The sequence below is a fragment of the Blastococcus carthaginiensis genome (genome assembly GCF_030731085.1).
Classification (GTDB): domain Bacteria; phylum Actinomycetota; class Actinomycetes; order Mycobacteriales; family Geodermatophilaceae; genus Blastococcus; species Blastococcus carthaginiensis.
Window position 1 is genome coordinate 12,057 of sequence record NZ_JASNFN010000002.1, and the last position, 8,567, is coordinate 20,623.

Consider the following 8,567-nt stretch of genomic DNA (forward strand, 5'->3'; position numbering starts at 1 on the left):
CGCCGCCCTCGCCAGCGCTCCCTGCCGGGTCACCTGTCGCGGAGCCGGCATCGGCAGATACCCCGTCAGCGGATCGCCTGCGGGACGTGCAGACCCCGGCCCGTCCCGCCGTGCCGATGGCGGCGGCGCCACCGAGTAGCGGCACACCGCTCGTCCGGCCGGCACCGGGTACGGAACCTCCTCGCGTCGATCCGGACCCGACTGCCCGGCCGGCCCAACGGGAGCAGCCCCGCCCGGGTGCCGCACCCGCCGTCCGCAGGTCCACGTCCCGGCCCCTCGTCGCCCCTCCTGCACGGCCGCGTCCCCCGGATCCGCGCGCCCCGGATTCCCTGCCGGACGTCGAGGCGCTCCTCCGGGACCACGTGGTCCCGGAACTGGTCACCCGTGGCGTGCTGGACCGGACCGAACGGCCGGCGGTCGCTGCCCCGCTCCAGGGCCCTCCGCCGCCACCGGCCCGGGGCGAGGTCACGGTCACGGCCGGGCGGATCGAGGTCCGCCCGGGCGGTCATCCCCCTCCCGACCGGCTCCGGTCGCCCACCCCGCACCCGCCCTCCCCGACGCACGTGCACATCGACCAGGTCGTCGTCACCCGTGCCACCGCACCCGCGCCCGCCCCGCCGCCGGAGCCGCGCCGTCGCCCGGCGATCGACCACCGGGCCTACCTGGCCCGGCGCCGGGAGGCGCCATGAGCAACTCCCTGGCGATCGCTGCGATCACCACCACCCTGCGCTACGTCCTCGCCCGGGCGCTGGAGCTGCCGCACCCCGGACCGGTCGGTGGTGCCGACGTGACCACGCTGCGACCCGACCGACTGACCGACACGGAGCTGGTGACGTCACCCGGGATCAACGTCTACCTCTACGAGGTGCGGACCAACCCCGCCCGGAGTCTCGCCGACATGCCGGCGCGGAGTCCGGACGGCGGCCTCACCCGGCGCCCCGTGGCCGCACTCGACCTGCACTACCTGGTCACCTGCCACGGCAGCGACGAGTCGCTGGACGCGCAGCGGCTGCTCGGTCGGGCGGCGCTCGCGCTGACCGTGAACCCGGTGCTCACCCGGGACGTGGTGAACCTCGCCCTGGACCGCTACGGGCGGGACGACGCCGCGTTCCTGGCCGAGTCCGACCTGCGCGACCAGGTCGACAACGTGACCGTGGCGCCCCACGCGCTCAGCCTCGAGGAGCTGTCGAAGCTCTGGGGGCTCTTCCAGACCCCGCACCAGCTCTCCCAGACCTACGTGGCGACCACGGCCGTCCTGGAGCCCGACGTGGCGGTGCGGACGTCGCTCCCGGTCCGGGATCGCCAGGTCAGCGTCGTCGTCGGTGGCCCGCCGCGGCTGGCCGCGGTGCACCACGGTCGGTCCGGGGAGACCGTCACCTCCTCGGGCACGGTGGTGCTGGAGGGCACCGGGCTGGCCGCTCCACCGGGATGCCGCACCGCCGTCCGGGTGGGCCCCGCCGAGCTGGAGCCCGACCGGGTCGGACCGCTGCGCGTCGAGGTGGGCCTGGGCGGTGCGGTGCCCGCCGGGCTGCACGCCGTCCGGGTCGTCCACATCCGCCCGGGGGCGGACGGCGAGCCGGCGCGGATCGTGGCGACCTCGACGGTGCGGCCGCTGCTGGTCCGCCCGGCGGTGACCGTCGAGGCCGCCGGGTCGGAGACCGTGCTGGTGCTCGACCCGCCGGTCGCCCCCGGGCAGCAGGTGACGGTCGGGCTCACCCGGCTGGTGTCCGGCCCGCCGGACGAGCCGGACGAGGACGAGCGCGAGCCGGAGGACGACGAGGTCACCGTCCGGCTGCCTCGGGTCGGGCCGGACGCCGGCCCGCGGGCGAGGATGACGCTGCCCCCGGCGGAGCTGCGGGCCGGCGAGTGGCTGGTGCGGGTGGCGGTGGACGGCGTGGAGAGCCTGCCAGAGCTGGTCGGGGACACCTACCGCGCCCCGCTGCTCACGGTGCCGTGACGACGAACCCCGCGGCCGGGCGGACCGCACGCGCACGGCGGCCCGCCCGCTTCGCCGACGCCCTGCTCGCCGAGCTGGAGGTGCTCCGGGTCCGGCTGCGCGCGGCGGCCGGACAGCCCGACGGGCTCGAGGTGCGGGTGACCGCGGCCGAGGCGGACCTCGCGGACGCCCGCGGGCAGGCGTTGCAGCCGAACGGCCTGGACCGGGTCGCCGACGGGTTCGGGCTCAGCGACTTCGAGCGCGCGGTGCTGCTGCTGGCGGCCGGGCCGGAGCTCGTGGGCGCGGTCGCCGACGAGCTCACCGCCGTCCACGGTGATCCGTGCCCGACGTTCGGGCTGGCGCTGTCGCTGCTGCCGGGGGCGCACTGGAACGCCCTCACCCCGGCGGCCCCGCTGCGCCGCTGGCGTCTGCTGCACCCGCCCGGCGCCGAGTCGGTCACCGGGGCCCGGCTCACCGTCGACGAGCGGGTGCTGCACTCGCTGCTCGGCGCCGACTACCTCGAGCCGGAGCTGGCGGTGATCGCCCGACCGGTGTGCCCGCACCCTGCGCTCCCGGACTCCCTGTCGGCCGCGGCCGATCGGGTCACCGACGCCTGGCGGGAACGACGGATCCCGTTGCTGCAGGGGCCGCAGCCGCCGAACCTGCTGTGCGTCGCTGGCGTCGCGGCCGACCGCACCGGCCTCTCCCTGTACACGGTCTCCGCCGAGGACCTGCCCGCAGCCGCGCCCGACCGGGACCGGGTTCTCCGGCTGATGGAGCGGGAGTCGGTACTCGCCGGGGCGGCGTGGGCGTTCGACGTCGATGCGGCGCGGGGCGAGGAGCCCCGGGCCGCCGTCCGGGCGATCTGCGGGATGGACGCGCCGGTGGCGCTGCTCGGTGCCGCGGACCCGGTCGCCGGGGCACCGGAGCCGGTAGCGGTGCGGGTACCGCGGCTGCCGATCCCGGAGCGTCTCGCCGCCGTGCGGCGCGCGCTGGCCGGGCCGGCGCCGGGTGCGGCGGGAAGCCGGGAGGTGGAGACGGTCGCCGGCGTGTTCGACCTGTCCCTGCCCGATCTGGACCTCGCCGCCCGGGACGCCGCTCACGGGATACCGCTGTGGGATGCCTGCCGGGCCCGGTCGCGCGGTCGGTTCCCGGGCACCCAGGTGATCACGCCGCGGGCCCGGTGGGAGGACCTGGTGCTGCCGGAGGCCAAGATCGAGCAGCTGCGCGCCCTGGTCGCGGCGGTGCGCCACCGCAGCCGGGTGCTGCACGAGTGGGGATTCGCCGACCGGTCGGGGCGGGGGCTGGGGACGGCGGCGTTGTTCACCGGGCCGAGCGGCACGGGCAAGACGCTGGCGGCGGAGGTGATCGCGGGCGAGCTCGGGCTGGACCTCGTCGTCGTCGACCTCAGCCAGGTGGTGAGCAAGTACATCGGCGAGACGGAGAAGAACCTGGGCCGGGTGTTCGACGCGGCCGAGGACGGCGCCGCGGTGCTGCTGTTCGACGAGGCCGACACCCTCTTCGGCAAGCGCACCGAGGTACGGGACAGCCACGACCGCTACGCCAACCTCGAGGTCGGCTACCTGCTGCAGCGCATCGAGTCGTTCCGCGGCCTCGCCCTGCTGACGACGAACGCCAGGTCAGCGCTCGACCAGGCCTTCCTGCGCCGGTTGCGGACGGTGGTGACCTTCACCTACCCGGACAAGGCCGCGCGGGAGGCGCTGTGGCGGCGGGCGTTCCCCGCGGCGACGCCCACCGCCGGGCTGGACCCGGCGCGGCTCGCCACCGTGGACCTGCCCGGCGGCGGCATCGCCGCGGCGGCGCTGACGGCGGCGTACCTCGGTGCCGAGACGGGGATGGTCGATGCCGACATGGTCGCGACCGCGACCCGGTGGGAGCTGGCCAAGAGCGGGCGGTCGTTCGGGACCTCGTGACGACCGGCCTCACTGCTCGCTCGCGAGGCTGCATGAGTGAATTGTGGACCTCGAGTTGCCCCCGACCCCCTCTCGATCACCTCAAAGAGGCACGCATCGAAGGACCGGGACGCTGCCAGCTGGCATGAACGTGCCGGCACGCTCGATCGCAATCACGCGACCTTGTCGGACGGGTCTGCCAGCCCGCCCCTCCATGCTCACCAACCGGACCATCCAGGTGTCACCCGGAAAGCGAGGGGTCGAGCCGATTGCAAGATACGTGATGAGCCCGTTCGCGTTGACCCTCTCGACAACCCGGGTCAGGTCCACCACCTCGTTGAGCAGCTGACGCCCTCGGAAGTTGGTTAGCCGATCGTCGGCGGCAGCATCAGGGGCGTCCACTTCCAAGAATCCACCGGGACTCGCCTTGACCACGACGACCGGCGTGTCGTCGAGGCCGGTGTCGCTGCGGCGGTGTCGCGCCGGCCACTCCCGCCCGTCAGAGTCGACGAAGACACCACCCCTCCCACGTCTCCGATAGGTTCCGGCCCTTCCTGTCATCTGCAGCGAGGTTGCTGCCTCCCGCGCCAGGCGCACTCCCTCTCGTGACTCGGCGTCGGAGTGGTAGACGCCCACAGACCAACCGATGGTGCTCTGCCAAGAAGATTGCGCGCCGCCGTATCCGCGCCGGGCCATGATTCCCATGTCGTGAAGACGATCTTCCACCGGAGTCGAGTCGAGCACCTCCGCCTGCTCAGGAGTCAAGGAGCCCATCCAGACGATCCAGATGTCACGCTCGAGGCGTCGTTCATCGATCTCGGCGAGGGCGACGGCAGCGTCGGCCCGCGCCGAGGCGACGCTACGAGTCAGTTCCTGCACCGAGCGCGCGACCTCTTCATGTCGACCGATGAGAGCGTCCAGGTCGCGGACTTCTCGCTCCAACTCTTCCACTCCTGTGCGGGCCACCGTTCCTGTGACGGCCAGTTCGCGGCTGTCCGCTCGTAGGTTGCTCACGAGCGCCGCCACGTCCATCGTGCGTTGCGCCCGCGCAGCCAGCGTGGCGAGACGCCGATACAAGTCCGCGGCCTGCTGGTAGGTCGCGACCCGCTGCATCGTCGGGTGCTGCCGCTCATGCCGGGCGCGTCCTACTTCCGGTGGCTGGTCCTGCCCCGGAGCCTGCGATGCCTTGACCGCAGCCTCTCCAGCGGCCTCCAGGGACGTCTGCATCACGGTTGCCACGAGACCGTTACGGACTTCTGCTGCCGCCTGCAGCGCGAACCCGGCGTTCGGCGCCAACGTGAACACCCGGGACAGAGAAAGCGCGACCGTCGCACCCAGCGTTATGCCGAGCACCGCTCCAACCAGCGCGTCTGTCGCCGCATCGACAAGCGCATTGTGCTCGTGGCCAGCCGCGAGGACCCGTGCGAAGTTGTCGTATGCACACTGATAGTGGACTCCGACTTGCTCCAGATCTTTGAGCATGTGGTCGACGTCCGCGATGCCGGCCTCGATGCCGTCCACGGTCTCCCGTCGGAGGTCGGCAGCGCCTCGCGACAGGACTTCGACACGCTGCTCCAAGACCTGGCCCCGCTCCCGTCCGCTCGACTGAGCACCGAGAGGCGGTTTGGCGCTCGGCCGGACGCCCGGTCGGGCTCCGAGCGGACGAGGCGCGCTCACCAACGGCACGGACGCAACATTGTGGGGGCTGGACGCTATGGCCTTCCGTGTGGTGCCAGGTCGTCCTGCCGGCTCCGGGCGAGGAGCCCATCCGTCAGTCTTCCCACGAGGGAGGCGTCGACCATGCGCGCGACCGGGCATCGTTGGCTCACTGCGGGATGACGATGCGGCCGGTCAGGTCGATGTCGACCGGTGAACCGACGACCGCCCTGCGGCCGGCCGCCGGCTTCGTCCTGGCCACCTTGGCCGATCGGCCGACGATCCCGGACACCTCTCCGACCCTGAGGCGGGCCTGCTCGATCAGCGCGCGAGCCGTGTCCAGCGTCTCACCGACGACGTCGGGCACGACGGTGAGCCGCAGGACGGGACCGCGCTGCCGCTCCAGCCGGAACCACTGGACGAACTGACGGCCCGCGACCTCGTCGTCCGTCGGCAGCCGGAGCACCGTGACGCCGTCCTGGAGCCTGGTGTCGGCATGCCCGTTCAGGTGCCTGGCCCGCTCCTCCGCGGAGATGACGGCCCAGCCGTCGATCACGAACCGTCCCACGATGGGCCGTTGCCAATCGCGTCCCGCCAGCTGCTCCGGCAACTCCTGCTGCAGCCAGCCACCCGTTTCCTGCCAGGGCGACCAGCGGAGCAGAGCGCCGTCGGCGGCCAGGTCGGCTCCGAGCTCCACGGTCTGGTACCCGACCGTGGACGACGCCCAGTCGCCGCTCGATGGCCAGGGGAGGTCGAGCTGCACACGCATCACCGGCTTGCCGGCGACGCTCTCCTCCCGGACGGGTGCGTCGAGCTCCACGTCGATTCCCCTCGCCAGGTCGTCGAACGAGTAGGTCTGGTCGTTGAGGAACTCCTCCCCGTCCCGGAAACGCACGGACTCCACGTGCAGTCCCGGACGTCGTCCCACGGCCGGTAACAGCTGCGCGCTCAGGCTCAGGGGTGCTGCACGGGCGTGGGAGGGCTGCAGGACCAGGGCCTCGGACGACTCCTCGGCGAACCCCGGCTGCCACCAGAACCCGGCCACGCCGTCCGCATCCGTGTCCGTCGACGCGTCTCTCCCGTCCTGGCCCGGATCGAGCCGGTCGGGTCGCGACTCGTCGGGCCGGAGGGGCCTGAGCAGTCCGTCCGGACCAGCCTGGGCGACGACGCCGCCCTGAACCGGGCCGCAGGGGCTGTCGAGGACGACGCGGACGGGGTGTGGCAGCACCGTGCCTCGCTCGTGGGCGTGCTGGCCGTCGCCCCCGAGCAGCCTCAGCTCCGCGGTCGTCACGAGGTGCGTCAGAGCGTCCTGCACCGTCGCCGTCTGCGCGAAGCCCTCGCAGTCCGGCGGTGACCAGGCGACCTCCTCCGCGACGCTGAGCCGCCCGGTGACGGCCAGCACCACGCCGACGCCTTCTCCGTGGTCGTCCAGCCGGGTGATCCGCAGCCGCTGCGTCGTCGGACCGGAAGGGTTCAACGACCACCAGACCTCCGCGACGCCCAAATCCGTGGTCTCCACGTCGGGCCCGATCTCGTTGCCGTCCGCCGAGGCGAGAAGGGCGCCGCCGTCGGTCGTGGCGAAGTGCACGGCAGTCCCCTCGACGGGGAGCCCGCCGTTGCGGACGACCACCCGCACCGGCTCCGGCAGCACCTGTCCCGGCCGGGCCTCCTGACCGTCGCCACCGACGAGGTCGAGGGTGACCAGCTCGGTCAGCGGTGGGAACAGCCGCCGGCAGTCCGACTCCAGTGTCCAACCGGCCTCCGTCTTCTCCAGGACCGCGAGCGGCGTGACGTGGCGCCGCGGCCCGTGCGGCGGCAGCGCGATCCCCTGGCCCTCGGTCTGCTGCGGCCACAGCAGTGTCCCGCTCTTCAAGGCGATGCCGTCGGACAGGCGCACCGCGCGCGCGGGCACGAGCCAGAAGTCGCCGGTCCGGCCCGGTCCCTCGCCGGCGAACGTGACGGTGATCCCGCCCTCGAGCTCGGTCGCGGTCGACGTCGCCGGGTGCGGACCGCCTTCCCACCGCCGGACGAGCGGGGTGTCGCCGAGCTCCTGGAGCGACGTCGGCCCCCCGTCGCGCCAGGACAGCGGCAGGTCGAGCCCGAGCGGCGCGCCGGCTTCAGCGAGCAGCCCCGGCTCACCGCGCAGCTGGAGGTCGACGCTCGTCAGCTCGACGAGGTCGCCCTGCCGGAACGCCAGCTCGTCGTCGCGGCCCTCCCGGTCGAGCGTGGCGACGGCGTCCATGTCGCTGAGGGTCGTCGTGAGCTCGAGGGCGGTCACGCAGGCGACGACGCTGCCGTTCTCCCGGGACCACAGGAACGTCGGCGGCGCCGTCCCGTCGCCGGGTTCGTGGACCTGCACCCGGTAGAGCTGGTTCTCCAGCCTGGTGTAGCCGCCCCCGGTCGTGAGGAGGCACGGGTCGGTGCCCGGTGGCTCGACGCGCAGCTGGGCGGCCATCGTGGCGGCAGGCTCCCGCTGCCACCCCTCGACGTGCAGATCGGAGCACTGCTCGCCGTCCCCGAGCGGTACGCAGCGCACCTGCCACAGCGTCCGCTGGCGCACGGTCGTGTCCGGGCCGCCGAGCGCGGGTTCGAGCAGTGAGCTGTCCTCGTCGGCGGTGACCAGGTGGTCACGCACCTCGAGGTACAGCGCATGGCGGCCCGCGGCCTGCGGCTCGGGCAGCCCCGGTCTGCCCCCGACCGTCGGGAGGTGGGGCTGGTCGGCGAGCGACCACCCGGGGGCGGCGGTGGCGGCGGCTTCGCAGAGCAGCCCGTCGACGTAGTAGCGACCCGTCGTGATCCGGAGATCCTCCCAGGCCACCCCCTCCGGACGCTCGCCCTCCGGACCGACCACGGCGAAGCCGGCGCCGCCTTTCCCGTCCGGCAGCTCTTGCGTCCCTCCGCTGCGGCCGACGACGTCACGCGTCCGCACCTCGTCGTGGTGGGCGGTGATCTCGGCCTGCTCGTTCCAGTCCGCGTCGAGCAGCACGCGTCCCTGCTGGAGCAGCACCGAGCGGTAGCCCTGCTCCGGGTCGAAGGTCCAGCGACTGAAGTCCCCGTGCATC

General features: G+C 73.4%; 5 protein-coding genes. 3 read left to right on the forward strand and 2 right to left on the reverse strand.

Annotated features, from left to right (window positions below; translation table 11 throughout):
- Nucleotides 1-563: 563 nt before the first annotated feature.
- Genes QOZ88_RS02905 through QOZ88_RS02915 form a run of 3 tightly spaced genes read left to right on the forward strand, consistent with a single transcriptional unit; the run spans nucleotide 564 to nucleotide 3,870 of the window.
- On the forward strand, nucleotides 564-689 hold the full coding sequence (locus QOZ88_RS02905) for a hypothetical protein (RefSeq protein ID WP_305998293.1): 126 nt from the start codon (nucleotides 564-566) through the stop codon (nucleotides 687-689).
- Nucleotides 686-1,957 (forward strand): DUF4255 domain-containing protein, encoded by a 1,272-nt coding sequence (locus QOZ88_RS02910; RefSeq protein WP_305998294.1) that lies wholly within the window; start codon nucleotides 686-688, stop codon nucleotides 1,955-1,957. Before QOZ88_RS02905 ends, QOZ88_RS02910 begins: the two co-directional genes overlap by 4 nt.
- The gene (locus tag QOZ88_RS02915; protein ID WP_305998295.1) at nucleotides 1,954-3,870 is read left to right on the forward strand and encodes an ATP-binding protein; all 1,917 of its coding nucleotides are present in this window, start codon (nucleotides 1,954-1,956) and stop codon (nucleotides 3,868-3,870) included. The genes QOZ88_RS02910 and QOZ88_RS02915 overlap by 4 nt, the downstream gene beginning before the upstream one ends.
- Before the next feature lie 81 nt (nucleotides 3,871-3,951).
- On the opposite strand, the gene QOZ88_RS02920 is transcribed toward QOZ88_RS02915, so the two are convergent.
- Both QOZ88_RS02920 and QOZ88_RS02925 read right to left on the reverse strand, forming a co-directional pair.
- Nucleotides 3,952-5,370: a hypothetical protein gene (locus QOZ88_RS02920; RefSeq protein WP_305998296.1), complete on the reverse strand. Its 1,419-nt coding sequence runs from the start codon at nucleotides 5,368-5,370 to the stop codon at nucleotides 3,952-3,954.
- 304 nt (nucleotides 5,371-5,674) lie between these two features.
- Entirely contained in the window at nucleotides 5,675-8,566 is a 2,892-nt protein-coding gene (locus QOZ88_RS02925; RefSeq protein ID WP_305998297.1) for a DUF6519 domain-containing protein, read from the reverse strand.
- Nucleotide 8,567: the final 1 nt, after the last annotated feature.

Excerpts from the sequence above, each read along its gene's own strand:
- QOZ88_RS02910 (WP_305998294.1), top strand. The coding sequence starts at position 686 with ATGAGCAACTCCCTGGCGATCGCTGCGATCACCACCACCCTGCGCTAC.
- QOZ88_RS02925 (WP_305998297.1), bottom strand. The coding sequence starts at position 8,566 with ATGCACGGGGACTTCAGTCGCTGGACCTTCGACCCGGAGCAGGGCTAC.